Annotated in this window: 26 protein-coding genes and 1 tRNA gene; 22 read left to right on the top strand and 5 right to left on the bottom strand. The window is 68.1% G+C overall.

What is annotated here, in order from left to right; all coding sequences use genetic code 11:
- Window positions 1–11: 11 nt before the first annotated feature.
- From rplA to ACZZZF_RS16385, 4 genes are all read left to right on the top strand, one after another.
- Entirely contained in the window at window positions 12–701 is a 690-nt protein-coding gene (gene rplA / locus ACZZZF_RS16370) for a 50S ribosomal protein L1 (RefSeq protein ID WP_053097442.1), read from the top strand.
- Window positions 702–859: 158 nt separating this feature from the next.
- Entirely contained in the window at window positions 860–1672 is an 813-nt protein-coding gene (locus tag ACZZZF_RS16375) for an amino acid ABC transporter substrate-binding protein (protein WP_285364039.1), read from the top strand.
- Between the two features lie 3 nt (window positions 1673–1675).
- Complete coding sequence (locus tag ACZZZF_RS16380; RefSeq protein ID WP_053097440.1) at window positions 1676–2341, top strand: amino acid ABC transporter permease; 666 nt, start codon at window positions 1676–1678, stop codon at window positions 2339–2341.
- Window positions 2328–3149 carry an amino acid ABC transporter ATP-binding protein gene (locus tag ACZZZF_RS16385; RefSeq protein ID WP_285364042.1) on the top strand — a complete coding sequence of 274 codons (822 nt, stop codon included), beginning with the start codon at window positions 2328–2330 and terminating at the stop codon, window positions 3147–3149. Before ACZZZF_RS16380 ends, ACZZZF_RS16385 begins: the two co-directional genes overlap by 14 nt.
- A 30-nt stretch (window positions 3150–3179) precedes the next feature.
- Here the strand turns inward: ACZZZF_RS16385 and lysE are convergent, their stop codons facing one another.
- Window positions 3180–3839 carry an L-lysine exporter gene (gene lysE, locus ACZZZF_RS16390; RefSeq protein ID WP_363521265.1) on the bottom strand — a complete coding sequence of 220 codons (660 nt, stop codon included), beginning with the start codon at window positions 3837–3839 and terminating at the stop codon, window positions 3180–3182.
- A 71-nt stretch (window positions 3840–3910) separates the two neighbouring features.
- Between lysE and ACZZZF_RS16395 the strand changes: the two genes are divergently transcribed.
- From ACZZZF_RS16395 to ACZZZF_RS16420, 6 genes are all read left to right on the top strand, one after another.
- A complete protein-coding gene (locus ACZZZF_RS16395) occupies window positions 3911–4786 on the top strand; it encodes a LysR family transcriptional regulator ArgP (RefSeq protein ID WP_463499598.1) in 876 nt (291 codons plus the stop codon).
- A gap of 223 nt (window positions 4787–5009) precedes the next feature.
- A complete protein-coding gene (locus ACZZZF_RS16400) occupies window positions 5010–5633 on the top strand; it encodes a SipW-dependent-type signal peptide-containing protein (RefSeq protein WP_053097436.1) in 624 nt (207 codons plus the stop codon).
- Between the two features lie 2 nt (window positions 5634–5635).
- Window positions 5636–6253, top strand: a complete 618-nt coding sequence (locus tag ACZZZF_RS16405) for a SipW-dependent-type signal peptide-containing protein (protein WP_187250351.1) — start codon at window positions 5636–5638, stop codon at window positions 6251–6253.
- A 37-nt stretch (window positions 6254–6290) separates the two neighbouring features.
- Window positions 6291–6908 carry a signal peptidase I gene (locus ACZZZF_RS16410; RefSeq protein ID WP_463499601.1) on the top strand — a complete coding sequence of 206 codons (618 nt, stop codon included), beginning with the start codon at window positions 6291–6293 and terminating at the stop codon, window positions 6906–6908.
- Window positions 6905–7546, top strand: coding sequence for a hypothetical protein (locus ACZZZF_RS16415; RefSeq protein ID WP_053097433.1), 642 nt, complete (start codon window positions 6905–6907; stop codon window positions 7544–7546). The genes ACZZZF_RS16410 and ACZZZF_RS16415 overlap by 4 nt, the downstream gene beginning before the upstream one ends.
- Window positions 7543–8049, top strand: coding sequence for a hypothetical protein (locus ACZZZF_RS16420; protein ID WP_056279802.1), 507 nt, complete (start codon window positions 7543–7545; stop codon window positions 8047–8049). The genes ACZZZF_RS16415 and ACZZZF_RS16420 overlap by 4 nt, the downstream gene beginning before the upstream one ends.
- Window positions 8050–8070: 21 nt before the next feature.
- Here ACZZZF_RS16420 and ACZZZF_RS16425 read toward each other — a convergent pair whose 3' ends face one another.
- Together ACZZZF_RS16425 and ACZZZF_RS16430 are read right to left on the bottom strand one after the other, a co-directional pair.
- Window positions 8071–8763, bottom strand: coding sequence for a YqaJ viral recombinase family protein (locus tag ACZZZF_RS16425; protein ID WP_053097431.1), 693 nt, complete (start codon window positions 8761–8763; stop codon window positions 8071–8073).
- A gap of 86 nt (window positions 8764–8849) precedes the next feature.
- On the bottom strand, window positions 8850–10214 hold the full coding sequence (locus ACZZZF_RS16430) for a glucose-6-phosphate dehydrogenase (protein ID WP_463499603.1): 1365 nt from the start codon (window positions 10212–10214) through the stop codon (window positions 8850–8852).
- A gap of 51 nt (window positions 10215–10265) precedes the next feature.
- On the opposite strand from ACZZZF_RS16430, the gene ACZZZF_RS16435 reads away from it, so the two are divergent.
- The 3 genes from ACZZZF_RS16435 to rplL all read left to right on the top strand — a co-directional run bounded on the left by ACZZZF_RS16435 (window position 10266) and on the right by rplL (window position 13204).
- A complete protein-coding gene (locus ACZZZF_RS16435; RefSeq protein ID WP_463499606.1) occupies window positions 10266–12059 on the top strand; it encodes a glycoside hydrolase family 15 protein in 1794 nt (597 codons plus the stop codon).
- A 230-nt stretch (window positions 12060–12289) separates the two neighbouring features.
- Entirely contained in the window at window positions 12290–12778 is a 489-nt protein-coding gene (rplJ, locus tag ACZZZF_RS16440; RefSeq protein ID WP_053097428.1) for a 50S ribosomal protein L10, read from the top strand.
- A gap of 48 nt (window positions 12779–12826) precedes the next feature.
- On the top strand, window positions 12827–13204 hold the full coding sequence (rplL, locus tag ACZZZF_RS16445) for a 50S ribosomal protein L7/L12 (protein ID WP_042539579.1): 378 nt from the start codon (window positions 12827–12829) through the stop codon (window positions 13202–13204).
- 115 nt (window positions 13205–13319) lie between these two features.
- On the opposite strand, the gene ACZZZF_RS16450 is transcribed toward rplL, so the two are convergent.
- Window positions 13320–14324: a LacI family DNA-binding transcriptional regulator gene (locus ACZZZF_RS16450; RefSeq protein ID WP_053097427.1), complete on the bottom strand. Its 1005-nt coding sequence runs from the start codon at window positions 14322–14324 to the stop codon at window positions 13320–13322.
- 282 nt (window positions 14325–14606) lie between these two features.
- Between ACZZZF_RS16450 and ACZZZF_RS16455 the strand changes: the two genes are divergently transcribed.
- The 8 genes from ACZZZF_RS16455 (at window position 14607) to ACZZZF_RS16490 (ending at window position 23629) form a co-directional block, all read left to right on the top strand.
- A complete protein-coding gene (locus ACZZZF_RS16455) occupies window positions 14607–15923 on the top strand; it encodes an ABC transporter substrate-binding protein (protein ID WP_053097426.1) in 1317 nt (438 codons plus the stop codon).
- A 103-nt stretch (window positions 15924–16026) separates the two neighbouring features.
- Window positions 16027–17166, top strand: a complete 1140-nt coding sequence (locus tag ACZZZF_RS16460; protein WP_053097425.1) for a carbohydrate ABC transporter permease — start codon at window positions 16027–16029, stop codon at window positions 17164–17166.
- On the top strand, window positions 17163–18122 hold the full coding sequence (locus ACZZZF_RS16465) for a carbohydrate ABC transporter permease (RefSeq protein ID WP_053097424.1): 960 nt from the start codon (window positions 17163–17165) through the stop codon (window positions 18120–18122). Before ACZZZF_RS16460 ends, ACZZZF_RS16465 begins: the two co-directional genes overlap by 4 nt.
- 89 nt (window positions 18123–18211) lie before the next feature.
- Entirely contained in the window at window positions 18212–19588 is a 1377-nt protein-coding gene (locus ACZZZF_RS16470; protein ID WP_056279809.1) for a cystathionine beta-synthase, read from the top strand.
- Window positions 19589–19654: 66 nt separating this feature from the next.
- Window positions 19655–20806: a cystathionine gamma-synthase gene (locus tag ACZZZF_RS16475; RefSeq protein WP_285364086.1), complete on the top strand. Its 1152-nt coding sequence runs from the start codon at window positions 19655–19657 to the stop codon at window positions 20804–20806.
- 160 nt (window positions 20807–20966) lie between these two features.
- Window positions 20967–22331: a multidrug effflux MFS transporter gene (locus ACZZZF_RS16480; RefSeq protein WP_394194683.1), complete on the top strand. Its 1365-nt coding sequence runs from the start codon at window positions 20967–20969 to the stop codon at window positions 22329–22331.
- A 30-nt stretch (window positions 22332–22361) separates the two neighbouring features.
- A complete protein-coding gene (locus tag ACZZZF_RS16485) occupies window positions 22362–23000 on the top strand; it encodes a phosphatase PAP2 family protein (protein WP_072591647.1) in 639 nt (212 codons plus the stop codon).
- A 29-nt stretch (window positions 23001–23029) separates the two neighbouring features.
- Window positions 23030–23629, top strand: coding sequence for a GNAT family N-acetyltransferase (locus ACZZZF_RS16490; RefSeq protein WP_053097419.1), 600 nt, complete (start codon window positions 23030–23032; stop codon window positions 23627–23629).
- Between the two features lie 117 nt (window positions 23630–23746).
- Here ACZZZF_RS16490 and ACZZZF_RS16495 read toward each other — a convergent pair.
- Window positions 23747–23834: transfer RNA gene (locus tag ACZZZF_RS16495), tRNA-Ser, on the bottom strand.
- A gap of 244 nt (window positions 23835–24078) precedes the next feature.
- On the opposite strand from ACZZZF_RS16495, the gene ACZZZF_RS16500 reads away from it, so the two are divergent.
- The gene (locus ACZZZF_RS16500; RefSeq protein ID WP_463499609.1) at window positions 24079–24957 is read left to right on the top strand and encodes a hypothetical protein; all 879 of its coding nucleotides are present in this window, start codon (window positions 24079–24081) and stop codon (window positions 24955–24957) included.
- Window positions 24958–24964 lie beyond the last annotated feature (7 nt).

Consider the following 24964-nt stretch of genomic DNA (forward strand, 5'->3'; position numbering starts at 1 on the left):
GGAGAATAATCATGGCTACGAAGTCCAAGGCTTACAAGGCTGCCGCCGAGAAGATCGAGGCAGACCGTTTCTACACTCCCACCGAGGCAGTCGCCCTCGCCAAGGAGACCGGCTCGTCGAAGTTCGACTCGACCGTCGAGGTCGCGCTGAAGCTCGCCGTCGACCCCCGCAAGGCAGACCAGATGGTGCGCGGCACCGTCATCCTGCCCCACGGCACCGGTAAGACCGCCCGCGTCATCGTCTTCGCCACCGGCCCCGCGGCCGAGGCAGCGATCGCCGCAGGTGCAGATGAGGTCGGCGGCGCCGAGCTCATCGAGAAGGTCGCCGCAGGCTGGACCGCGTTCGACGCGGCCGTCTCGACCCCGGAGCTCATGGGCCAGGTCGGTCGTCTCGGAAAGGTCCTGGGTCCGCGTGGACTCATGCCGAACCCGAAGACCGGCACCGTGACCCCCAACACGGCCAAGGCCGTCGAGGAGATCAAGGGCGGAAAGATCGAGTTCCGCGTCGACAAGCACGCCAACGTGCACTTCGTCGTGGGCAAGTCGTCGTTCTCGGCCGAGCAGCTCGACGAGAACATCGGCGCAGCGCTCGAGGAGATCGTCCGCCTCAAGCCGTCGAGCTCCAAGGGCCGTTACATCCAGAAGGGCGCCGTGTCGACCACGTTCGGCCCCGGCATCCCGCTGGACGTCAACGCCATCTGAGTGTTATTCCGGAAAGGCCCCCGCATTCTGCGGGGGCCTTTCTGCGTGCAGTACGACATCGGACGTCATCGGATGTTGGGATGCCGGTCCGATGCCGCGTACTGTGAATGAGTTCCGCGCCACAGCACTCGCGCCTCACCGCACCCCAGGAGGGTCACATGTCCCGTCGCATCATCGCAGTCACCGCACTGGTCGTCGCCGCAGCAGCACTCACCGCGTGCAGCGGAAGCACCACGCCTGCCGACAGCAGCTCGAGTGAGAGCGGATCCGGCTTCGGCCTCGTCACGGACGGCACGCTGACGGTCGCCACCGAAGGCACGTACCGTCCGTTCAGCTTCCACGATGACGGCGGAACCGGCGACCTGACCGGATTCGACGTCGAGATCATCCAGGCGGTCGCCGACAAGCTCGACCTCGAGGTCGAGTTCCAGGAGACCCAGTGGGATGCGATCTTCGCCGGTCTCGACGCGGGCCGTTTCGACGTGATCGCCAACCAGGTGAGCATCAATGAGGAGCGCCAGGAGAAGTACCTGTTCAGCACCCCGTACACCGTCTCGCCGGGAGTCATCGTCGTCGCCGAGGATGACGACTCGATCTCGTCGTTCGACGACCTCGAGGGCAAGACGACGGCGCAGTCTCTCACCAGCAACTGGTACGAGCTGGCCACCGAGTCCGGTGCCACCGTCGAAGGCGTCGAGGGGTGGGCGCAGGCCGTCGAGCTGCTGCGTCAGGGCCGCGTCGATGCGACCGTCAACGACAAGCTGACCTTCCTCGACTATGAGACCACCAACAGCCCGTCCGGCCTGAAGATCGCCGCCGAGACCGACGAGGCCGGTGAGCAGGCATTCGTCTTCACCAAGGACAAGACGGACCTCGTCGAGGCGATCGACGGCGCTCTGGAAGAGCTGCGTGCCGACGGCACCCTGGCCGAGATCAGCGACAAGTACTTCGGCGAAGACGTGACCCAGTAACCCATGGAGAATCCCTGGCAGCTGTTCTTCGACTCGCTCGGACCGATCGCCCTCGCGGGGGTGACGGTGACGGTTCCGCTCGCGCTGATCTCTTTCGCGCTGGGTCTCGTGCTCGCCATCGGCGCAGCGCTGATGCGGATCTCGGTCAATCCCGTGCTGTCGGGCATCGCCAGGTTCTACATCTCGGTCATCCGCGGCACGCCGATGATCGTGCAGCTGTTCGTGATCTTCTACGGGCTCGGATCGATCGGACTCAAGCTCGATCCGTGGACCAGCGCGATCATCGCACTGTCGCTGAACGTCGGCGGGTACGGAGCCGAAGTGGTGCGCGCCGCCATCCTCTCCGTCCCGAAGGGGCAGTGGGAGGCGGCGTACACGGTCGGCATGAATCGCACGCGCACACTCACGCGGGTGATCCTTCCGCAGGCAGCGCGGGTCTCGGTGCCTCCGCTGTCCAACACGTTCATCTCGCTGGTGAAGGACACGTCGCTGGCCTCGCTGATCCTCGTGACCGAGCTCTTCAAGGTGGCGCAGCAGATCGCGGCGGCGACCCTGGAGTTCATGGTCGTCTACCTGGCTGCCGCGCTCGTGTACTGGGTGATCTGCCTGGTGCTGTCGTTCGGCCAGAGCGCACTCGAGAGGAGACTCGATCGCAATGTCGCTCACTGATCCGGCGCACTCGCCCAGGTCCACAGCCGACGCCCTGCTCACCGCCCGCGGCCTTCACAAGCGCTTCGGCGACAACGAGGTGCTCCGCGGCATCGACCTCACGCTGCACCGCGGAGAGGTCGTCGTGCTCATCGGTCCGAGCGGATCGGGCAAGACGACGGTGCTGCGTGCGCTCAACGGGCTCGAGACGCCGGATGCCGGGACCATCGTCGTGGCCGGGGGCCCCGACATCGACTTCGCCCCGTCGGATCCGGTGTCGAAGCGCACACGTGCGCAGAAGCGTCTCGCGCTGCGTGATCGGTCGGCGATGGTCTTCCAGCATCACAACCTCTTCCCGCACTTCTCGGTGCTCGAGAACGTGATCGAGGGACCATGGCGGGTGCAGGGCAGACCCAAGGCCGAGGTGGTCGCCGAGGCCCGCGTCCTGCTCGCCCGCGTGGGGCTCGCCGACAAGGCCGATGCTCGACCTCACGAGCTCTCCGGCGGTCAGCAGCAGCGGGTCGGCATCGTCCGCGCTCTCGCGCTGCGTCCCGACCTCCTGCTGTTCGACGAGCCGACGAGCGCACTCGACCCCGAGCTCGTGGGGGAGGTCCTGCTCGTGATCAAGGAGCTCGCCGACGAGGGGTGGAGCATGGTCGTGGTGACGCATGAGCTGAGCTTCGCGCGCGAGGCGGCGGATCATGTGCTCTTCATGGACGCGGGTGTGGTCGTCGAGCAGGGCGCGCCGGCCGATATCTTCGGCGCGCCGCAGCATGAGCGCACCCAGAGGTTCCTCACTCGCATCCTTCGGCCCCTCGACGGCGACTGACGGGCGTCCGCTCACGTCTGCGACGCAGGGTCAGCCGCCGAGCACCGGCAGCACCAGGCTGACAGCCAGGGTGATCATGACGACGGCGATCAGCGCGTCGAGGATGCGCCACGCTCGTTCCGTGCGCAGCCAGCGGCCGAGATAGCGGGCGCCGAACCCCAGCGCGGTGAACCACAGGATGCTGGCGGCGATCGCTCCGGCGGCGAACAGCCAGCGCTCGTCGCCGTGCGTCGCGGCGATCGACCCGAGCATCAGGACCGTGTCGAGGTAGACGTGCGGGTTCAACCAGGTCAGGGCGAGAACCGTCGCGATCACGGGAGCGAGCGCGGTGCGGGTCGCCGTCGTGGCTCCGCCGCCCGACCCGGGCGCCGAGCCCTCCGCACCGGTCCGGTCGACTCGCAGCTCCTCCCCGCCCCTCCAGGCGCGGCGGGCGGCGAGGATGCCGTAGGCCAGGAGGAACAGGGCCCCCGCCCAGCGCGCGACGACCACGAGCCACGGGGCTGCGGAGATGACGAAGCCGAGTCCCGCGACGCCGGCGGCGATGAGCAGGGCGTCGGACACGGCGCAGATGATGACGACCGGCAGGACGTGCTCTCTGCGGATGCCCTGACGGAGGACGAACACGTTCTGCGCGCCGATGGCGACGATCAGGGAGAGGCCGAGTCCGAGACCCGAGAAGACGGAGAGCATGAGTCCACGGTACGGATGCCGCAGACATGAGCACCAGCGATGATTCCTTGTGTGCCATTAGCATGGCTAATGTGAAGATCGATCCGGAGCTTGCCGCCACTGTCGCCGCCGTGGCCGACGAGGGAACCCTCGACGCGGCGTCGCGGGTGCTGCATGTGACTCCTTCCGCCGTGAGCCAGCGGCTCAAGACGCTCGAGGAGCAGCTCGGACGGGTCCTCGTCGTGCGCACCAAGCCTGCCCGTCTCACCGAGGCGGGCGAGGCTGTCGTGCGGCTCGCACGACAGTTGGCACTCCTCGAGCACGATGCCCTCGCAGAACTCGGCCTCGAGGGCGACGAGGCGCCCCGCACCCGCATACCGCTCGCCGTGAACGCGGACTCGATGGCGACGTGGTTCCTGCCTCCGCTCGCACGGCTCTCGGCAGCCCACGACCTCGACTTCGACCTGCACCGCGACGACCAGAACTTCACGGCTCGGCTGCTCGAGTCCGGCACGGTGATGGCGGCGGTCACGAGTGAGGCGGCGCCGGTCGCCGGGTGCTCCGTCGCACCGCTCGGCGTGCTGGAGTATCACGCGATGGCAGAACCGGCGTTCGCTGATCGCTGGTTCTCGTCCGGTGTCACCAGAGAGGCGTTGAGCGCGGCGCCCTTCGTCGACTTCGACAGACGAGACACGCTTCAGCACGAATGGCTCGAGCGGATGGGGGTCGCGCACCACGGGGCTCCTCGGCACTACGTGCCCGCGTCGCACGACTACGCGCTCGCCGTGCGGCTCGGCCTCGGATGGGGGATGCTGCCGCTCCTGCAGAAGGAGCGCGAGCTCGTGCCGCTCGGCGGGCCGCCGCTGCGAGTCAGGCTGTACTGGCAACAGTGGAACCTGCGCTCCGCGCTGCTCGACACCATCGCGGCCGAAGTCTCCGTCGAGGCGCAGCGTGTTCTCGCGAGCTGAGCTGCAGCTCTGGACGAACTGCAACCATCCGATCGGTCGCAGAAACCGATAGACGTTTCTGCGCAATTCGTGAGCCGGAATGCACAATCGTGACGCGGAAGGCCTTGAACAGGTGCAGGAAGTGGACAAAGCTGTCGGGAACGACACGAGTACCGGATGCAGGCCGCGAAGGGCGACCATCCCCAGCCATCTGCGTCTCGTGAGATTCCTGAGGGGGAATGTCATGGCTGAGAAGGACACGCAACGCAAGGTTCTGGCAGTGCTCGCCGGTGGGCTGGTGCTCGGCGTCGGTATCGGGGTGACGCTCGCGGCATGGAACGACTCCGAGTTCGCGACCGGCACCTTCACCGCAGGCTCGTTCAATCTGGAGGGATCCACGACGAGCGCGACCGACGGGTACGACGATCACAACGTCGATCTGGGGGACACTGCAGCGGCGCTCGTCTTCCAGCTGCCCGCCGTGGCGTCGTCGATGTCTCCGGGCGATGTCGTCTACGCACCGTTCTGGGTGCGTCTCGACAGCACGACCACCAACGGCGCCACGCTGGTGCCGTCGGGGATCACCGCGGGCACGGGGGGCAACGAGGCCAATCTCTCATACACCGTGACGGCCATCGACGCGGGCGACGTGTGCGACGCCACGGCGGCAGGAACCGTCGTCGCGACGGGCACCACATTGAGCGCTCAGACGGGAGCCACGTCGGTTCCTCTCGCCGAGGGCGCACCGGCAGGGACGGCGGGAACGCCTGTGCAGCTGTGCTTCGCGGTGACCGCGGGCGCCGGTCTCACGCAGGGCGCCGCCGCGACCGCGACCTGGGAGTTCACGGCCACCTCGACTGCGGACTGATCATGGCCGACACCCGCAGAGGCATGCGGGAGGGGAAGCGACTGCTCTCCCGTCGGATACGCGCTGTGCTCGCGGGCGGGCTGGTGTTCGGCGTCGGCGCGACGATGACCCTGGCCGCCTGGAACGATTCCGAATACGGCAATGCGACCTTCACCGCCGGGCGGTTCGACATCGTCGGGGCGACCGACGGTGCCACGTTCTCGAGCCACCCGGTGGGCACGCCGGCGGCGCTGTCGTTCAGCGCACCGTTCTCGGCCATGGCTCCCGGCAACACCACGTACGCGCTGTTCAGCGTGCGGACCGCGAATCCGTCAGTGGCCGGCACGCTGCAGCTCAGCGTGACGTCGACGGCGGGAACCGGGCTCGGCACCTACCTGCGATACGGGGTGAGGGCCATCGCGGGGACGGCCTGCAACAGCACGACCTACACGGCCGGGACGGCTGTCGTTCCCGACAACTCGCTGCTGTCGGTCGGCGGCACGGGCACCCAGGCGGTCGCGGCCAACGGCGGCACGACCGTCAACTACTGCTTCGCAGTGACGTTGCCGGTAGCGACCGACAACGGCGCGCAAGGGCTGACGGCGATCCAGACGTGGCAGATCGCCGGAGTGTCGAGCTGACGTGCGGGCAGAGCATCGGATGACGTGAGGAGGAGACATGAGTGCACCGACGAGGCGCAGCCTGCGTGAACAGGCGACGGTCGATGATGCGTCCGCGTCGCCGGCATCCGCCACGGCGTCCTCGCGAGGCACTCTCGGGAGGGCGCTCGCCGATGTCCTCCTCTGGCTCGCCGCCGCCGCAGGGGTCATCTGCATCGTGCTCGTGATCGTCGCCTTCACGGCGAACATCACCCTCATCATGTTCCGCACGGGATCGATGGCGCCGACGATTCCCGCCGGTTCCGTGGCGGTGGTCCAGAGCGTCCCGGCATCCGAGGTGCAGGTCGGCGACGTCGTCACCGTCGATCGAGCAGGCGATCTGCCGGTCACGCACCGCATCACCTCGATCGCTCCCGGTGCGAGTGCGGACGAACGGGTGATCACGATGCGCGGAGACGCGAACGCGGCCGACGATCCGTATCCGTACACCGTGCAGACCGTGCGGATCGTGCTGTTCTCGATCCCCGGCATCTCGACCGTGATCGTCGCGATGGGCGATCCGTACGTGCTGGGCGGACTCACGATCGGCGCGACGGTCCTCGTCGTCTGGGCGTTCTGGCCGCGCTCCCGGAAGGAGAGTCTCGAGCAGGTCGATCCGGCGGGAGTCGACCGATGAACCGGCGGGTGGCGTGCGTCGCGGGTGCCTGTGCGGTCGTCTGCGCAGCACTCGTCGCGGTGAGTCCGGCATGGGCGGCCCCCTCGACCGAGGTCGTGCAGGGACAGGTGCTGCGGCTGGTCTCCGTCGCCGACTGGGATGCCGCGTCGAGCCTCCTGCCTGGTCAGCCCGTGCAGTGGGATGTGACGGTGAGCGCGGAGGCACCGGACCCCGGGACCGTGGCGGTCGGAGTCAGTGCGAGCGGCGGTGCGGCGCTGGTGATGGACGTGCTCCGCTGTGCGCAGGAGTGGGATGAGAGCGGATGCCGGGGAGGCGCGACCACACTCGAGTCCGGCTGGTCGATACCTCGTGACGGCCTCGAGGTGCCGCTCGTCGAGATGGCCGACACAGAGGTGGCCCACCTCAGGCTCGTCATCGCGTTGGACGGCGCGGACGACGGCAGCACCCAGGTGCGCGTGCATGCACGCGGCGCCGGAGAGTCCGCGACGGTCGGACCGGACGGCGGGCTGGCGACGACGGGCGGTGCGCCCTTCGCTCCCTGGGCGATCGGCGGGGCGCTGGCCCTGGTGGCCGGTGGTGCCGCGCTGAGTGCGACCCGGCGCCGCCGCAGCACCGGAGCTCACCGAGGCGAGTCGTGATCGTGCGGCGGCAGCGCGTCCTGGCCGGAGTCGCCGGTGCGGCGCTGCTCTGCGGAGTGGCCCTCGCGCCGCCGGCGCAGATCACCGACGCGGCATTCACCGACCCGGAGTACGGTCGAGCCACGATCACGGCGTTCCGCGTTCCCCCCGCCACGATCATCGCCTGCACGGTGGCGAACAACGGTCTGGGCGTCTTCCAGAACGTCCGGCTCGTGTGGACGTCGGTCTATCCCGCCAGCGGGGTCAGGCTCACACTCACCCAGGGAGCGACGACAGCAGTGGTCCCGGCGGCGAACATCACCACGACAGGTCCTGCCGGCGGCCTCTACACCCACACCGCCGTCCTCACCCAGAGTCTGCTCGCCAGCCTCATCTCCAACCTTCTCGGCAGCACCACGACATTGACGGTGACCAACCTCCTGGCCGGTACGTCCTGGGTGTCGGCCGGGACCTCGCGCCAGCTGTCGATCGCGCTGCTCGGGCTCAACGCGTCCTGCACGTGAGTTCGTGCGGTGCGGACCGGCTCAGTCGGCGAGTGCGAGAGCGCGGAACGCATCGCGCTCGCGCAGGTGCTCGCGCCGGCTGGCGGCGGCGGCCGCCGCGGCATCCGCGATGCGGGTCGGCACCTGCTGACCGGTGGTGCGCCGGTAGAGCTCGTCGATGAGATCTGTGGCGAGGCCCACGAGCTTCGCGATCTCGCGGTCGTCGCGGTCGATCCAGACGCAGCGGGGTTCGTCATGGATGGGGGAGAAGTCGACGTGCTCCTCCCAGACGAAGAGCGTGCGCTCGGCGCCCAGCACGTGCTGCTGCCACCACACCTGGCGCAGGTAGGTGCGGGGGATGCCGCGGAACGCCTTGTTCGTGGTCTTGATCTCCGCGAGCTTCACGCGACCGTCGGCGTCGACGGCGATACCGTCGGGAGTCGCGAGATGGCGGTGCTCGACCTCGGCGCGGAACAGGGCGGAGGAGGGGAGGATGCCGTGCGTCGCCGCCACCCAGGCGGCGATCTCGGGCTCGCGGCGGCGTCCGTGATCGGTGTAGGCGTTGCCTCCGAACCGGGGCCCGCCGCCGAGCTTGGAGTCGGCGGCGCGGGCGATGGACCGCTCGCTCGTGAGTCCGGCGACATCCGTGGCGGTGATCCCACGGGACCGTGCCCGCATCCAGGCGACGCGGTCGCGGGAGTCCGCGACGATGCGAGCTTGGAGTTCGGGGGTCACCTATCGAGGGTAACCCCGGTCGCCGACTCTCCCTCCCGCACACGCCGCCCGGGGCGTTCCCTCGGGCGTTCGACCCCGGCAGAGACTCAGCTGTGCGTCGGCCACGCCTCCGGGCCGGCGGATCCGGCGACGTAGTCGTCGAGCGGCACATCGCCCCGCTGCCACGCCTCGAGGATGGGGGCGACGATCCGCCACGACTGCTCGGCGGCGTCTCCCCGCACGGCGAGCATCGGATCCCCGTCGAGGACGCCGGACAGCACCTCGGCGTACGCCTTGAGCGCGCCCTCGCCGAGCTCCGCGGACAGGATCGCGCGTTCCAGCTCGAGCGGGTCCTCGGATGCGTTCAGGTTCAGCTCGAGCGACATCCGGTCGGGACCGAGCGAGAAGCGCAGCACCGCTCCGTCGGACGTGCCGGTGAGCCCGCGGGGCAGATGGCGGACAGGACGGAAGCGCACGACGATCTCTCTGGCGGGCGTTCCGAGGGCCTTGCCGGAGCGGAGCCGGAACGGGATTCCCGCCCAGCGCGCGTTGCGGACCTCGAAGGTCGCCTCGGCGAGCGTCTCGGTCTCCCGACCCGGGTCGACGCCGGGTTCGTCGACGTACGAGGGCTTCGCGGTGCCGTCGATCTCTCCCGCGGTGTAGCGGGCGCGGCGAGACGACCCGGCGGGGTCGTCGCCCCACACGGTGGTCGCGCGGAGCACCGCGCCGGTCGCGGCGCGGAAGTCGACCTCGTCGAGGGTGGCGGGCTCTTCCATCGCGAGCACGGCGAGCACCTGGAGCAGATGACTCTGGATCATGTCGACCAGTGCGCCGGCCTTGTCGTAGTAACCCGCACGCCCCTCGAGCGCCAGCGCTTCGTCGTAGACGATGTCGATGGACTCGATGCTCTCCGCAGACCAGAGCGGTTCGAGGATGCGGTTCGCGAACCGTGCGCCGAGGAGGTTCAGCGTGGTCGAGCGACCCAGGAAGTGGTCGACGCGGAACACCTGGGTCTCGGGCACGAGGGCGGTGAGGATGCTATTCAGCTCGCGGGCGCTCGACTCGTCGGTGCCGAACGGCTTCTCCATCACGAGCATGGCGCCCGCGGGCAGCATGTCGGGCGTGAGTGCGGCGATGCACGCCGCCGCCACGGCCGGAGGCACTGCGAAGTAGAGGGCCACGCGGCCGGTGAGTCCGCCGAGCAGCGCACGCAGATCGTCGGCGCGCGTGATGTCGGTGCGGGCGTAGGTGACGTCGACACGGGCTGCCGCGTCCTCGGCGTCCATCGAGGCGAAGGCCGTGTCGACGACGGCCCGCAGCTCGGCATCCGTCCACTCCTCGCGATCGGCGCCGACGATCCGCACCGAACGCGCGGGTTCTCTCTTCAGCAGCTGGCCCAGAGCGGGCAGGAGGAGCCGAGAGGTGAGGTCGCCACCTGCACCGAGGATCACCAGCGTCGTCGCATCGGTCATGTTCTCACCGTAATCGCTCCGACCCTCGCGTGAACATGTCAGACTCGGTCGATGCCCGCTCCGATCGAGGACTACGCCCTGCTCAGCGACTGCCGCACCGGCGCGCTCGTCTCGCGAGACGGCAGCATCGACTGGCTGTGCCTTCCGCGTTTCGATTCGTCCTCGGTGTTCGGCGCTCTCCTGGGCGACCCCGGTCACGGATGCTGGACGCTGCGCCCGAGCGATGCCGGGGCGACATCGACGCGGTACTACCTCTCGGACACCTTCATCCTGGTCACCCGGTGGGAGACGGCGGAGGGCGTCGCGGAGGTGCACGAGTTCATGCCGATCCAGCCGACCCGCACCGAGGTCATCCGCAGGATCGTCGGCGTCTCGGGCAGCGTCGAGTTCGACACCGAGCTGCGCCTGCACTTCGACTACTCCCGTCGGCTGCCGTGGGTGCGGCAGGTCGGCACTCCGGATCGCCCGGCGCTGCATGCGACGGCCGGGCCCGAGTCGGTGATCGTGCGCGGCGTGCGATTCCACGCCGAGGACCATCGGCACCGGGCGACGGTGACGGTCGGCCCCGACGAGATCCGGGACCTCACGCTCAGCTGGTTCCTCTCATATGAGCACGCGCCGAAGCCGCTCGACGTCGAAGAGGCGATCGCCGGGACGCGGGCATGGTGGCAGGGATGGGCGAGCGGGATCCGCCACGACGGCCCGCATCGTGACGCCGTCGTCCGCTCTCTGCTGGTGCTGCGTGCGCTCACCAACAAGGACACCGGAGGCATCGTCGCCGCGGCCACGACCTCGCTGCCCGAGGACTTCGACGGCTCGCGCAACTGGGACTACCGCTTCGTCTGGCTGCGGGATGCCGCGCTGACGCTCGAGGCGCTGATCGCTCATGGCTTCCTCGCCGAAGCGCATCAGTGGCGTCGCTGGCTGCTCCGGGCCGTCGCGGGGGAACCGCGGGAGGTGCAGATCATGTACGGGATCGCCGGGGAGCGCGATCTCCTCGAGCGCGAGCTGACCAGTCTCCCCGGTTATGACGGTTCAGCGCCGGTGCGCATCGGCAACGGGGCCGTCGACCAATACCAGGGTGATGTGATCGGCGAGGTCCTGGTCGCTCTCGAGGCGGCCAGGATCGCGGGTCTGGAAGAGGGGGACTTCTCCTGGCCCTTGCAGCGCGCGCTCGTCCAGCAGGTGATCGCGTCGATCGATCGCCCCGACAACGGCATCTGGGAGATCCGGGGCGAGCCGCAGTGGTTCACGCACTCGCGGGTCATGATGTGGGCCGCGCTCGACCGGGGAGTCCGTGCCGTGCGGGAGCACGGTCTCGCCGGCGATGCCGAGCGGTGGGAGGGCGTGCGCGATCGCCTGCGTCGCGAGATCGACGACCGCGGTGTCGATGCGGAGGGCGGCCATTTCGTCCAGCACTACGGATCCGGCGACGTGGATGCCTCGCTGCTGCTGCTGCCGCAGGTCGGGTACTGCGCCGCCGACGACCCGCGCATGCTGCGCACCGTCGCCGAGATCGAGAGTCGCCTGCTCGTGAACGGATTCGTGCGGCGCTACCGCACCGAGTCCGGCGTCGACGGACTCGGTGGAGGGGAGCATCCCTTCATCGCCTGCAGCTTCTGGCTCGTCGAGCAGTATGCGGCGAGCGGGCGCACGGGCGACGCGCAGACCCTCATGGCCGGAGTGATGGCGATGGCGAACGATCTCGGCCTGCTCTCGGAGGAGTACGACGTCGGACACCAGCGGCAGGCCGGCAACACTCCGCAGGCGCTCTCGCACCTGAGTCTCATCCGGGCCGCCGACGCACTCGCCGGGCACCGGGGACGCGCGGCGCACCGGGACTGACGTCCGATTTGAGGGTCGGCGGTCGATGAGGTAGCCTGGGATCAACCGAAGACCGCTGGTCATCGTCGTGCGTGAGAACGCGAGGCGATCGAAGCTCTGCTCAGCAGGGGCCCGCGCAGGACACGAACTTTCAAAGCTCCGTGCGCTTGCGCCGGAGCTTTTCTGTTGCATGCGGTCAGGGGTCGGCGCCTCACCTCCGTGAGGCGCCTCGTACACACCAAGGAGTGACCATGGCGCAGAAGGACGCATCGGTTGCCGAGCTCACGAAGTCATTCGAGAACTCGACTGCCGTTCTGCTGACCGAGTACCGCGGTCTGACGGTTGCCCAGCTCAAGGAGCTGCGCAACAGCATCCGTCAGGACGCTGAGTACGCCGTGGTGAAGAACACGCTGACCAAGATCGCCGCCAACAAGGCTGGCATCACCGCGCTGGACGACGACCTCAAGGGTCCGTCGGCTGTCGCGTTCGTGCATGGCGACTTCGTCGCCACTGCCAAGGCTCTTCGTGACTTCGCCAAGGCCAACCCGCTTCTCGTGATCAAGTCCGGCATCTTCGAGGGCAACGCCCTCTCTGCCGACGAGGTCAACAAGTACGCCGCGCTCGAGAGCCGTGAGGTTCTGCTGGCGAAGGCTGCGGGCATGATGAAGGCGACGATGGGCAAGGCTGCTGCCACCATCGATGCTCTTCGCGAAAAGCTGGAGACCGCTGAGGCCGCGTGAGCGACCCACGATCTCGTTCAACAAACCCACCTATCTAGGAGATACATCATGGCTAAGCTCACCACTGAGGAGCTGCTCGAGCAGTTCGCAGGCCTGACCCTCGTCGAGCTCAACGACTTCGTCAAGGCGTTCGAGGAGAAGTTCGAGGTCACCGCTGCTGCCCCCGTCGCCGTTGCAGGCGCAGGCGGCGGCGCTGCTGAAGAGGTTGAGGAGAAGGACTCCTTCGACGTCATCCTCGAGGCTGCCGGCGACAAGAAGATCCAGGTCATCAAGACCGTCCGCGAGCTCACCTCGCTCGGTCTCGGCGAGGCCAAGGCCGTCGTCGACGGTGCTCCCAAGGCCGTGCTCGAGGGCGCGAACAAGGAAGCAGCCGAGAAGGCCAAGGCTGCCCTCGAAGAGGCAGGCGCCACGGTTACCCTCAAGTAATCCGTTCCAGGTCGCGGCGTGATGCCTCGCCCTGGAAGCGTCTGAACGCTTCACGAAAGCCCCGGGTCCGCCCGGGGCTTTCGTGCGTCCGGGGCGCAGATCCGCAGAGGAGCGGTCAGCGTCGTCCGGCGGTGGAGCTCCGGACGACCAGCGAGGATGTCGTCACGGTGCGCTCGCGCGGAGAATCCGGGTGGTCGATCTGCTGCCGCAGCAGGCGCACTGCCTCGTGGCCCTGTTCGCGCGGTGACTGCCTGATGGTCGTGAGCGCGAACATCTCGGCGTGCTGGTGGTCGTCGACTCCGACGATGCTGAGCTCGGTCGGCACGGCGATGCCGAGGCGACGTGCCGCGATCATCGCGCCGATCGCCGCCTCGTCGCAGACGCCGACGATCGCGGTGGGGCGTCCTCTGCGGTCACCGAGGAGCTCGACGGCGGCGGCGTAGCCGCCGGGCATGGTCGGGCGGCTGTCCGCGATCCTCGCGACCGCCTCGAGTCCCGCCGCGGCGAGAGCCTCGAGATATCCCTCCACGCGCTGGGCGTCGCCGAAGCTGAGATGGTCCGGATCCGTGGATCCGCCGACGAACGCGATATCGGTATGGCCGAGTTCGATCAGGTGCTCGGTGGCGATCCGGGCGGCGGCGATGTCGTCGATCGACACGGCACTGGATCCCTCACTGTACGGACCGACGCTGACGAGCGGTCGCTCGGAGCGGTGCAGACGTTCGAGCTCCTGTGCGCTGGGCTGGATGCCGACCGCGATGATCCCGTCGAACCGTCGCCCGGGCAGCACGACGTCGAACAGGCGCTCGCGGGTCTCGCTGCCTTCGCGGATGCCGTAGAGGGCGAGCTCGTAGTCGAGGGCGAACAGCGATTCCTGGATGCCGGCGAGCAGCTCCGAGAAGAACCAGCGGTCGACCGGCGGCATGATGACTCCGACGGTCTGCGTGCGGCCCGTGGCGAGACTCGTCGCGGAGGAGTGTGCGACATAGGCGAGTTCTCCGGCAGCATCGGCGACCCGCTTGCGGGTGTCTTCCGAGACGTAACCGCGTCCGCTGAGTGCTCGGCTCGCCGTCGCCTTCGACACGCCAGCGCGCGCCGCGACGTCGGCGATCGTGCTCATCCGGTCCTCCTCGACCATGACTGCGACGCGAGCCCCCACCCCTGCGCCGATGACAGCGTAACGGGTCGCAGGGACGAAAAGGAACCGGTTCCACAGGAATTGCGAGGGAGCGCTCCCATGGTTCGTGCCAGGGCGCTGCGAATGGTTGTCAGTCTGTGATCCTGGCTTATTGTGCCGCGGCGTCGGACCCCGATAGGTTGTCCTGGAATCGGTTCCCGATTCTGTGCCGAGGGGCGGCGCGGAATGACGTGGGAGCCGGGAAACTCGAAGAGGAGAATTCACATGGGTCTGTCACAGCGTTCCCGGCGTTACGCGCCAATCGCACTGCTGGGAGTCGCGGGCATCGCGCTCGCCGGTTGTGGTGCTCCCGGCGGCACGGACGGCGGGGGAGAAGGCGGCGGCGGAGACAACACCGTCACGATCTACGGCACGATCGTCGAAGGAGAGGCAGAACTTCTCGCAGAGTCCTGGGCGGACTTCGAGAAGGAGAACGACATCACGATCAAGTACGAGGGCAGCCAGGACTTCGAGACTCAGCTCGGCACCCGTGCACAGGGCGGCAACCCGCCCGACATCGCGATCTTCCCGCAGCCGGGTCTGTTCGCGGACTACGCGGCTCGCGACTTCCTGAAGCCGGCCCCTGACGCCGTCGAGGCGAACGCCAAGGAGTACTGGACGCAGGGGTGGGTCGACTTCGGCACCTACGAGGACGAGTTCTACGGCGCGCCGCTCATGGCGAGCGTCAAGGGCTGGGTCTGGTACTCGCCGACGAAGTTCGCCGAGTGGGGAGTCCAGGAGCCCACGAGCTGGGACGAGCTGCTCACACTGACCCAGACCATCCAGGAGAAGAGCGGCAAGGCACCCTGGTGCGCCGGCTTCGAGTCGGGTGTGGCGACCGGCTGGCCCGGCACCGACTGGATCGAGGACCTCGTGCTCCGCAACGCGGGCGCCGACGTCTACGACCAGTGGGTCAAGAACGAGATCCCCTTCACCGACCCGCAGATCAAGGAGGCGTTCGACGCCACCGGTGAGATCCTGCTCAACCCGGCCTACGTCAACGGCGGCTTCGGCGACGTGCGTTCGGTCAACTCCACGGCATTCGGCGACGTGGCCCCTGCGGTCGCGAGCGGCGAGTGCGCACTGACGCACCAGGCGTCGTTCCTGTCGGGCTTCTTCCCCGAGGGCACGAACATCGCCGAGGACGGCGACGTGTGGGCGTTCCTGCTTCCGAGCCAGAGCGAGGACGAGACGTTCATCACCGGTGGTGGCGAGATCGTCGGCGCGTTCAGCGACGACGAGGCGACGCAGAAGGTGCTCGAGTACCTCTCGAGCCCCGAGTGGGCTGACAGCCGTCTGGCGCTCGGTGGCGTGACGTCTGCGAACAAGGGCGTCGACATCGAGGCCGTCGAGAACCCGATCCTGCAGGAGTCGATCAAGCTGCTCCAGGACGACTCGGTCACGTTCCGCTTCGACGGATCCGACCAGATGCCCGGCGCCGTCGGCTCGGGAACCTTCTGGAAGGGCATGGTCGCCTGGATCAACGGCACCTCGACCGACGAGGTCCTGACCCAGATCGAGACCGGCTGGCCCTCCAGCTGATCGGATGAGGTGGGCCGCCCCGTCGGGCGGCCCACCTTCTCCCTCTCGGTCCGCGCATCGCCGCGCGGACCGCTGATCAGCTCCGTCTCATGAAGGGGAATCCATGAACGCGACTGTGTTCTTCCAATGGATCGGGTCTCTGCCCCCGATCGCCCAGGCTCTCGCCGTGGTCATCGCGTTCGCGGTGGTCGTCGTCGTCATCCTGCTTCTCGTCGACATCGCGCCCCGTAAGGGCGCGCTCTACACCGGCATCCGCCTGGCGATGTGCCTGCTCATCCCGTTCGCGGTGATGTGGTTCTTCAACTCCTATTACTGGGCGATGGGAGTAGCGGTCGCCGTCGGTGCCCTGTTCTTCTTCCTCGACTACCGTTCCCGCGACGGAGCCGGGTACCTGATCCAGCTCGTGGCATTCATGGCCCCGGCCATGCTGCTGCTGCTCGCGGGCCTGATCCTGCCGTCCATCCAGACGGTATACGCGTCGTTCTGGAACTCCACCGGCAGTGACTTCGTCGGCTTCTCGAACTACCTCTGGATCTTCACGCAGTCCGACGGCGTCACCTCGGTCGTGAACACGATCGTCTGGGTGCTCCTGGTCCCGACGCTCTCGACCATCGTCGGTCTGGCCTACGCGGTGTTCATCGACAAGACCCGCGGCGAGAAGATCTACAAGCTCCTCGTCTTCATGCCGATGGCGATCTCGTTCGTCGGCGCGAGCATCATCTGGCGCTTCGTCTACGCCTACCGCGGTCCGGAGTTCGAGCAGATCGGTCTGCTCAACCAGATCCTGGTCTGGTTCGGCGGAGAACCGCAGCAGTTCCTGCTCAACGGACCGTGGAACAACCTCGCCCTCATCGTCGTGCTGATCTGGGTGCAGACCGGTTTCGCGATGGTCGTCCTGTCGGCGTCGATCAAGGGAGTTCCCACAGAGCTCCTCGAAGCGGCCGAGCTCGACGGCGCGAACGCGTGGGAGCGATTCCGTTCGGTGACGATCCCGTCGATCCGCCCCGCGCTGATCGTCGTCCTCACCACCATCTCGATCGCCTCGCTGAAGGTCTTCGACATCGTCCGCACGATGACCGGTGGCAACTACGGCACCTCGGTGCTCGCGAACGAGATGTACACGCAGTTCTCCAAGTTCGAGGCGGGACGCAGCGCTGCGCTCTCCGTCATCCTGTTCATCCTGGTGCTCCCGATCGTGATCTACAACGCGCGCCAGATCAAGAAGCAGCGGGAGATCCGATGACCGACACCGTGAACTCAGACACCGGACAGAGCACGAGGGCGATCACCACCGCCGGACGCTTCGAAGCCTCGGCCGGCCGCGCGCGCAAGCGCCTGAGCCGTCCGTGGGCCACTGTCGCGTCGATCGTGATCGCCGTGGTGTGGACGATTCCGACGCTCGGGCTGTTCATCTCGTCGTTCCGTGAGAGGGACGCGATCGAGACGAGCGGCTGGTGGACGGTCTTCACCAACCCGCAGCTGACGCTCGACAACTATGTCGCCGTGCTGCAGTCCGGAACGACGCAGCTGACGATCCTGGAGTCGTTCTTCAACTCCATCGTGATCACGATCCCCGCCACGCTCATCCCGCTGATGATCGCGGCGATGGCGGCCTACGCGTTCTCCTGGATCGACTTCAAGGGACGCAACGCGCTGTTCATCTTCGTGTTCGCGCTGCAGATCGTGCCGATCCAGATGGCTCTCGTGCCGCTGCTGTCGTCGTTCTCGCGGGGCATCAACCTGTTCGGCGTCCAGGTGACGCAGGGACTGGACGCCTCGGGCGGCTACGCACAGGTGTGGATCGCGCACACGATGTTCGCGCTGCCGCTGGCGATCTACCTGCTGCACAACTTCATGTCGGAGATCCCGGGGGAGATCATCGAGGCGGCTCGCGTCGACGGCGCCTCCCGCGGACAGATCTTCTTCCGGATCGTGCTTCCGCTGACGATGCCGGCGATCGCGTCGGTGGCGATCTTCCAGTTCCTGTGGGTGTGGAACGACCTGCTCGTCGCCCTCGTGTTCGCCGACGGCGCCGCCTCGCCGATCACGAAGGTGCTCGCCGAGATCACCGGTCGCGGCGAGGGATGGTACCTGCTCACCGCAGGAGCCTTCGTGTCGATCATCGTCCCGCTGATCGTCTTCTTCTCGCTCCAGCGGTACTTCGTGCGAGGACTCCTGGCGGGGTCCACCAAGGGCTGATCGGCTCTCGGAGACAGGTCGAGCACACGATGCCGCGATCGGGCGCAACACAGCCCCGGTCGCGGCATCGTCGCACGTACGCTGTGAACATGAAGTACGCAGACTCCATCGTCGACCTCGTCGGCGACACGCCCCTCGTGAAGCTCCAGCACGTCACCGAGGGCGTGGAGTGCACGGTTCTCGTGAAGCTCGAGTACCTCAACCCCGGCGGCTCCGCGAAGGACCGCATCGCCTCGCGCATCATCGACGCGGCCGAGGCCTCGGGCGACCTGCGGCCGGGCGGCACGATCGTCGAGCCGACCAGCGGCAACACCGGCGTCGGACTCGCGCTGGTCGCCCAGCAGCGCGGGTACAAGTGCGTCTTCGTGCTGCCGGACAAGGTCGGCGAGGACAAGATCGACGTGCTGCGCGCCTATGGTGCCGAGGTGGTCGTCACTCCGACCTCGGTGGCGGCCGACAGCCCCGAGTCGTACTACAGCGTGAGCGACCGGCTCGCCCGCGAGATCCCCGGGGCGTTCAAGCCCAACCAGTACGAGAACCCCAACGGGCCGCGCAGCCACTACGAGACCACCGGCCCCGAGATCTGGCGAGACACCGACGGCCGCGTCACGCACTTCGTCGCCGGGGTCGGCACCGGGGGCACGATCACCGGAACCGGCCGGTATCTGCGGGAGGTGTCGGACGATCGGGTCCGCATCGTCGGAATCGACCCCGAGGGCAGCGTCTACAGCGGCGGCACCGGGCGCCCGTACCTGGTCGAGGGAGTCGGCGAGGACATCTGGCCCGGCGCCTACGACCCGAGCGTGCCGCACGAGATCGTCGCCGTCGACGACGCCGAGTCGTTCGCGATGACCCGGCGGCTCGCGCGAGAAGAGGGCATCCTCGTCGGAGGCTCCAGCGGCATGGCCGTGGTCGGCGCGCTGCGGGTGGCGCGTGACCTTCCGGCGGACGCCGTGATGGTGGTGCTGCTGCCGGATGGCGGGCGCGGGTATCTCGGCAAGATCTTCAACGACGGCTGGATGCGCTCGTACGGCTTCAGCGAGGTGGAGGAGGGCGAGACCGTCGGCGACGTGCTCGCCGCGCGCACGGCCCGCCTGGGGGAGGGCATCCCCGATCTGGTGCACGCGCATCCGACCGACACCGTGCTCGAGGCCATCGGCATGATGACCGAGTACGACGTCTCTCAGCTGGTGGTGCTGAGCGCCGAGCCGCCGGTCATGATGGGCGAGGTCGTCGGCACGGTCGACGAGAAGGGGCTGCTGGACCTGCTGTTCCGAGGCGATGCGAAGCCCGCGGACGCCGTGGGCGATCATGTGGGGGACAGGCTGCCCCTCATCGGCATCCACGCGCCGATCGCGCAGGCACGTGCGGCGCTCGCCGACGTCGACGCGCTGCTCGTCACCCTCGACGGCAAGCCGCACACGGTGCTCACGCGACAGGACCTGCTGTCGTACATCTCCCGCTGATCCCGCACGGACGCCGGACGTAACAGGAGCGGATGCGGTCGCCGGAGCGGACGTAGGCTGAGGGACATGTCCGAGCATGCCTTCGCCACCAGAGCCATCCACGCAGGTCAGGCGCCTGACCCGACCACCGGGTCGATCATCCCGCCGATCTATCAGGCCTCGACCCATGTGCAGGACGGCATCGGCGGGTTCCGAGACGGGTACGAGTACAACCGAGCCGGCAACCCGACACGGTCATCGCTCGAGACGCAGCTCGCCGCACTCGAAGGCGGCGCGAGCGCGCTGTCGTTCGCGTCGGGGCTCGCTGCGGAGGATGCGCTGCTGCGCGGCATCCTCCGACCGGGCGATCACATCGTGCTCGGCAACGACGTCTACGGCGGCACCTACCGACTGCTCACCAAGGTGCTCGCGCCCTGGGGCATCGAGACCACGACGGTCGAGCTGTCGAACGTCGACGAGCTGCGCGCGGCGATCCGGCCCGAGACGAAGATCGTCTGGGTCGAGACGCCCAGCAACCCGCTGCTGAAGATCGTCGACATCGAGCTCATCGCCGAGATCGCCCACGCGGCCGGGGCGATCGCCGTCGTCGACAACACCTTCGCCTCACCGGCACTGCAGCAGCCGCTCTCGCTCGGCGCCGATCTCGTCGTGCACTCGACCACGAAGTACCTCGGCGGGCACTCCGACGTGCTGGGCGGTGCTGTCGTGTTCCGCGACGACCGTTTCTTCGAGCAGGTCAAGTTCCAGCAGTTCGCGGTGGGTGCGGTCTCCGCGCCTCTCGACGCCTGGCTCACGACCCGCGGCATCAAGACGCTCGCGGTGCGGGTGCGCCAGCACTCCGAGAACGCGCAGGCCATCGCCGAATGGGCAGCCGGCCGCCCGGAGTTCGCGACCGTGTACTACCCGGGGCTCGCCTCTCACCCGGGGCACGACGTCGCCACGCGGCAGATGAGCGGGTTCGGCGGGATGCTGTCACTCGGTCTCTCCGCCGGTGCCGATGCAGCCAAGTCGTTCGCGGAATCGACCGAGCTGTTCCAGCTCGCGGAGTCCCTCGGCGGTGTCGAGTCGCTGATCGGATACCCGCCGGACATGACCCACGCCTCGGTGCGGGGCACCGCGCTCGCCGTGCCCGAGAACGTCGTTCGGCTGTCCGTCGGCATCGAAGGCGTCGACGACCTGATCGCCGACCTCGAGCAGGGGCTCGCTCGCCTCGGCTGACCCCTCAGCGTCGATGGCGCACGCAGGTGGGCGCGAGCGGGCTGTAGCATGGGGACTTCGCCCGGATCGAATCGATTCGACTTCCGTCGCGGATTCGGCCGCTCTCGCGACGTGATCCCTCGCGACTCACCTGATCCCCCCCAACTCCGGAAGGACCGTCGTGCCCGACGCTCCACGCACTGACTCCATCCCGACCGCCCCCGCTCCTGAGCGGACCGCCACGGGCAGCATCCGCATCCCGTCGTCGACGGGCGCGATCCGCACGCTCGGCTCGAACCCGGCCACCGCGCCGATCATGCTGCACCCCGGCGACTCGATCTCGAACGGCCGTCGAGCCCTGTACATCGTGCTGCTCGGCGCGCTCACCGCGCTCGGCCCGTTCACGATCGACCTGTATCTGCCTGCCTTCCCGGTGCTGGAGCAGGACTTCGAGACCACGGCGGCAGCGATCCAGCTGACCCTGACGGGCACGATGATCGGCTTCGCGCTCGGCCAGCTCGTCGTGGGGCCGCTCAGTGACAAAGTGGGCCGCCGAATCCCGCTGATCGTCGTGACAGCGCTGCACGTGCTCGCCAGTGCGGCGGCGGCGTACGCGCCCACCCTTCCGCTGCTCAGCGGCGCGCGAGTCTTGATGGGCGTGGGAGCGGCCGCGGGCGGCGTCGTCGCCATGGCCATCGTCCGCGATCTGTTCGGCGGCCGCAGGCTCGTGGTGATGCTGTCGCGGCTCGCCCTCGTGTCGGGCGTCGCCCCGGTGATCGCCCCGCTGATCGGCTCATGGCTGCTCACGCTGATGCCGTGGCGCGGCATCTTCGTCGTGCTGGCCCTGTACGGCGTCGTGATGCTCGTGTCGGCCATCGTCTTCATCCCCGAGACGCTGCCGATCGCACGCCGCCAGGAGAAGGGCGGCGCGACAGTTATGCAGCGCTACCGCTCGGTGTTCTCCGATCGCGTCTTCATCGGCGTGCTGATCATCGGGGGCATGACCTTCTCGGGTCTGTTCTCGTACCTGTCTGCCTCGCCGTTCCTGTTCCAGCAGACGCACGGGCTCGACGCGCAGCAGTACGGTCTCCTGTTCGCGGTCAACTCGCTCGGTGTCGTCGCCGGCGTGCAGACGGCCTCGCGACTCGCCGCGCGCTTCGGACCGCAGTGGGTCATGGCCTACTCGACGGCGGTCCTGCTTCTCGCGGGCATCGCCATCATCGTGACCGATCAGCTCGGCCTCGGGCTGTGGGGCACGGTCATCCCGCTGTTCGTCTTCATGACAGCCTGTGGCTTCACCTTCCCGAACGTGCAGGTGCTCGCTCTCGACAGGCACGGCAAGGCCGCGGGCACCGCGGCGTCCGTGATCGGAGCCACGAACTTCGGCGTCGCAGGGCTGATCTCGCCGGTCGTCGGCTGGGTCTCTCAGGGTGCGGGGATCACCGCCACGACCATGGCCTCCGTGATGGTCGGATGCGCGGCCATCGGGGTCCTGTCACTGTGGCTGATCGTGCGTCCACGGACTGTCGGCATGCTGGCTCCCTGACTTTCAGCTTCCGACCGGCAGAATGGTTCGATGAGATCACGAACGCTGCTGTGGTGGGGAATAGGGATGCTCGTCGCGGCGACGCTCCTCGGAGCGGCGATCGTGTTCGGGTACACCGAGCCTCCCGGCTTCGACACCTGGTGGAACGAGACGATCAGCACGTACCGCACCGACGCGATGCTGTCGTTCGCGTTGGTGCTGAACAGCATCGGCGGCGGGTGGATAGCGATCCTGCTCGTTCCGCTGCTGCTGATCACCGCTCTTCTCGTGGCTCGGCGATGGCAGGCCGCCGTGTTCGCCGCTGTGGCGTTCCTCGCGAGCGCCGGCGCCGTGCAGCTGCTGAAGCACCTGTTCGGACGAGCGCGCCCGGAGGACATGATCGTCGTGAGCGACTACGGATCGTTCCCCTCGGGGCACGCCGCCAACGCGGCGACGATCGCGATGGTCCTGTGGCTGGTCTTCCCTCGCGTGTGGACCGCGATCCTCGGCATCCTCTGGGTGGTCGCGATGGCGCTCTCGCGTACTCTCCTGTCGGTGCACTGGGCCACCGACACGCTGGGCGGTGCGCTGGTCGGCGCCGGCGTCGTTCTCGTGCTGGGGGCCTGGCTGCTGCCGTGGGTGCAGTCGACGTCGCAGCGGGACGACCCCGCAGTCGCGCCGGTAGGCTGACACCGTCCACATCGCATCGAGGAGCAGCATTGTCGCGCATCCGTCCGTATCGTCCGTCCGACCGCGCCGCCCTCTACGATGTCTGCGTCAGGACTGCGGATGCCGGAGCCGACGCGACCGGGATCTTCTCGGACGACTCGCTCTGGGGTGACCTCTTCGCCGTGCCGTACGTCGAACGCCACCCCGACCTCGCCTGGGTCGTCGAGACCGACGACGAGCGCGTGATCGGCTACATCGTGGCGACGGACGACACGGATGCCTTCGCGACCTGGTTCCGCGACGAGTGGTGGCCTAGGCGACAGGAGCGGTACCCGAGGGTCGACGAGCCGAGCACCCGTGAGGATCGCATGATCGAATACGGCTATGCGCAGGCCCCGGGCCGGGACGCGAACGCGGAGGAGTACCCCGCGCACCTGCACATCGACCTCCTGCCCGAGACCCAGGGTCAGGGACTCGGGCGCCAGCTGATCGAGACGCTCTTCAGCGAACTGCGCCGTCGCGGAGTGCGGGGGCTGCATCTGGGCATGGACCCGAACAACACGGGCGCCGCCGCCTTCTACAAGCGGCTGGGCATGACACCGCTCCCTGCGGAGCCGGGCGGACAGAGCTTCGGCGTGACGTTCGACTGAGCTCTCGGCCGGGCGGCGGGACTCCGGTGCTCGCTGCGCTCGCGCCTCCCCGAATCCCACGGTGCTCGATAAAAAGCATGAAGGGCCCCCGCTGGCGCGGAGACCCTTCATGCTTTTTGGCGGTGACGGCGGGATTCGAACCCGCGGTTGCTTGCACAACACACGCTTTCCAAGCGTGCTCCTTCGGCCGCTCGGACACGTCACCAAGGAACAACCTGAACAGTCTATCCGATCGGGTGGGCAGCCCATGACCAGCTCGTGTGAGGAGCCTCATACGGCGGGATGCTGCTCCACCGGTATGCGATCTGTCCGAGCCTTGCGCCCGCAAAGCGATGCTCTCTAGCCTCGAACGTAGGCACTATGCAGTCATATAAGAGCGCACGGCCAGGGTGTGTGAGCCCGGCCGCGCAGCCGACACCGATCGGCGAACTCGTCTCGGAAGGACGTTCATGGCGACAGACCCTCTGCCCACCGTGGCCAGCACTCCTGTGCGCACCGCGTTGCGCCTGGCACACTCCCGCGCTCTCGCAGACCTCGGCCTCGATGCGATCGGCCGTTCACGCTTCGGATGGCGCGACCGGTCGATCGGCTCAGCCGTCGAACGGGCCGGCTCCTCATACTGGTTGCGAGTCGTCTGGGCTCGAAGCGAGTGGGCGAGGAGCTCGTGGTGGGTCGGCAACCAGGACGCGATGACCATCACCGGGGTCGAGAAGCCCCGACTGATCGACGCGCGGGCGTGGGAGGAAGGACCGCTGGTGTATCGGGCCGACCTCATGAGCCTGCTTCCCGGTCGGGTGTGCGCTCCGACATCCGTGCTCGAGCGGACGCCCGGGCTGGACGAGACGTGGTGGACCGCGCTCGAACGCAACCTCGACGCCGTCGCGGCGACGCCGACGGACCGCACCGTGCTCGATTCCGAGATCATGCGCCGCAGGATCGGCGTGTTCTTCGGCATCGACCTCGACGTCGACCAGGACGACTGGGTGGCGAGCCACGGCGACCTGCACTGGAACAACCTTCACCGGGAGCCGTTCGCGATCGCCGACTGGGAGTCCTGGGGTCTGGCGCCGCGCGGCTATGACCCGGCGTTCCTGCTCGGACACTCCCTGGCCGTTCCGCACGTGGCAGATCAGATCGCGCGGCGATTCCGTCGGGACCTCGAGACCGAGAGCGGCATCGTCTCTCAGCTGTACGTGATGACGAAGCTGCTCACACGTGCGGACGCCGGAGAGCACGTCGGACTCGTGCCCGCGGTGCATCGTCACGTCGGGCGGCTTCTCGGCACTCGGGTGCCGCTGCGGCGTCGGGCTCCCGCTCGTGCGACGTAGGATCTCT

The sequence above is a fragment of the Microbacterium sp. AC215 genome (genome assembly GCF_979258645.1).

Coding starts and splice junctions, on each gene's coding strand:
- rplA (WP_053097442.1), top strand. CDS start 12: ATGGCTACGAAGTCCAAGGCTTACAAGGCTGCCGCCGAGAAGATCGAG.
- ACZZZF_RS16375 (WP_285364039.1), top strand. CDS start 860: ATGTCCCGTCGCATCATCGCAGTCACCGCACTGGTCGTCGCCGCAGCA.
- ACZZZF_RS16380 (WP_053097440.1), top strand. CDS start 1,676: ATGGAGAATCCCTGGCAGCTGTTCTTCGACTCGCTCGGACCGATCGCC.
- ACZZZF_RS16385 (WP_285364042.1), top strand. CDS start 2,328: ATGTCGCTCACTGATCCGGCGCACTCGCCCAGGTCCACAGCCGACGCC.
- lysE (WP_363521265.1), bottom strand. CDS start 3,839: ATGCTCTCCGTCTTCTCGGGTCTCGGACTCGGCCTCTCCCTGATCGTC.
- ACZZZF_RS16400 (WP_053097436.1), top strand. CDS start 5,010: ATGGCTGAGAAGGACACGCAACGCAAGGTTCTGGCAGTGCTCGCCGGT.
- ACZZZF_RS16405 (WP_187250351.1), top strand. CDS start 5,636: ATGGCCGACACCCGCAGAGGCATGCGGGAGGGGAAGCGACTGCTCTCC.
- ACZZZF_RS16410 (WP_463499601.1), top strand. CDS start 6,291: ATGAGTGCACCGACGAGGCGCAGCCTGCGTGAACAGGCGACGGTCGAT.
- ACZZZF_RS16415 (WP_053097433.1), top strand. CDS start 6,905: ATGAACCGGCGGGTGGCGTGCGTCGCGGGTGCCTGTGCGGTCGTCTGC.
- ACZZZF_RS16430 (WP_463499603.1), bottom strand. CDS start 10,214: ATGACCGATGCGACGACGCTGGTGATCCTCGGTGCAGGTGGCGACCTC.
- ACZZZF_RS16435 (WP_463499606.1), top strand. CDS start 10,266: ATGCCCGCTCCGATCGAGGACTACGCCCTGCTCAGCGACTGCCGCACC.
- rplJ (WP_053097428.1), top strand. CDS start 12,290: ATGGCGCAGAAGGACGCATCGGTTGCCGAGCTCACGAAGTCATTCGAG.
- rplL (WP_042539579.1), top strand. CDS start 12,827: ATGGCTAAGCTCACCACTGAGGAGCTGCTCGAGCAGTTCGCAGGCCTG.
- ACZZZF_RS16450 (WP_053097427.1), bottom strand. CDS start 14,324: ATGAGCACGATCGCCGACGTCGCGGCGCGCGCTGGCGTGTCGAAGGCG.
- ACZZZF_RS16455 (WP_053097426.1), top strand. CDS start 14,607: ATGGGTCTGTCACAGCGTTCCCGGCGTTACGCGCCAATCGCACTGCTG.
- ACZZZF_RS16460 (WP_053097425.1), top strand. CDS start 16,027: ATGAACGCGACTGTGTTCTTCCAATGGATCGGGTCTCTGCCCCCGATC.
- ACZZZF_RS16465 (WP_053097424.1), top strand. CDS start 17,163: ATGACCGACACCGTGAACTCAGACACCGGACAGAGCACGAGGGCGATC.
- ACZZZF_RS16470 (WP_056279809.1), top strand. CDS start 18,212: ATGAAGTACGCAGACTCCATCGTCGACCTCGTCGGCGACACGCCCCTC.
- ACZZZF_RS16475 (WP_285364086.1), top strand. CDS start 19,655: ATGTCCGAGCATGCCTTCGCCACCAGAGCCATCCACGCAGGTCAGGCG.
- ACZZZF_RS16485 (WP_072591647.1), top strand. CDS start 22,362: ATGAGATCACGAACGCTGCTGTGGTGGGGAATAGGGATGCTCGTCGCG.
- ACZZZF_RS16500 (WP_463499609.1), top strand. CDS start 24,079: ATGGCGACAGACCCTCTGCCCACCGTGGCCAGCACTCCTGTGCGCACC.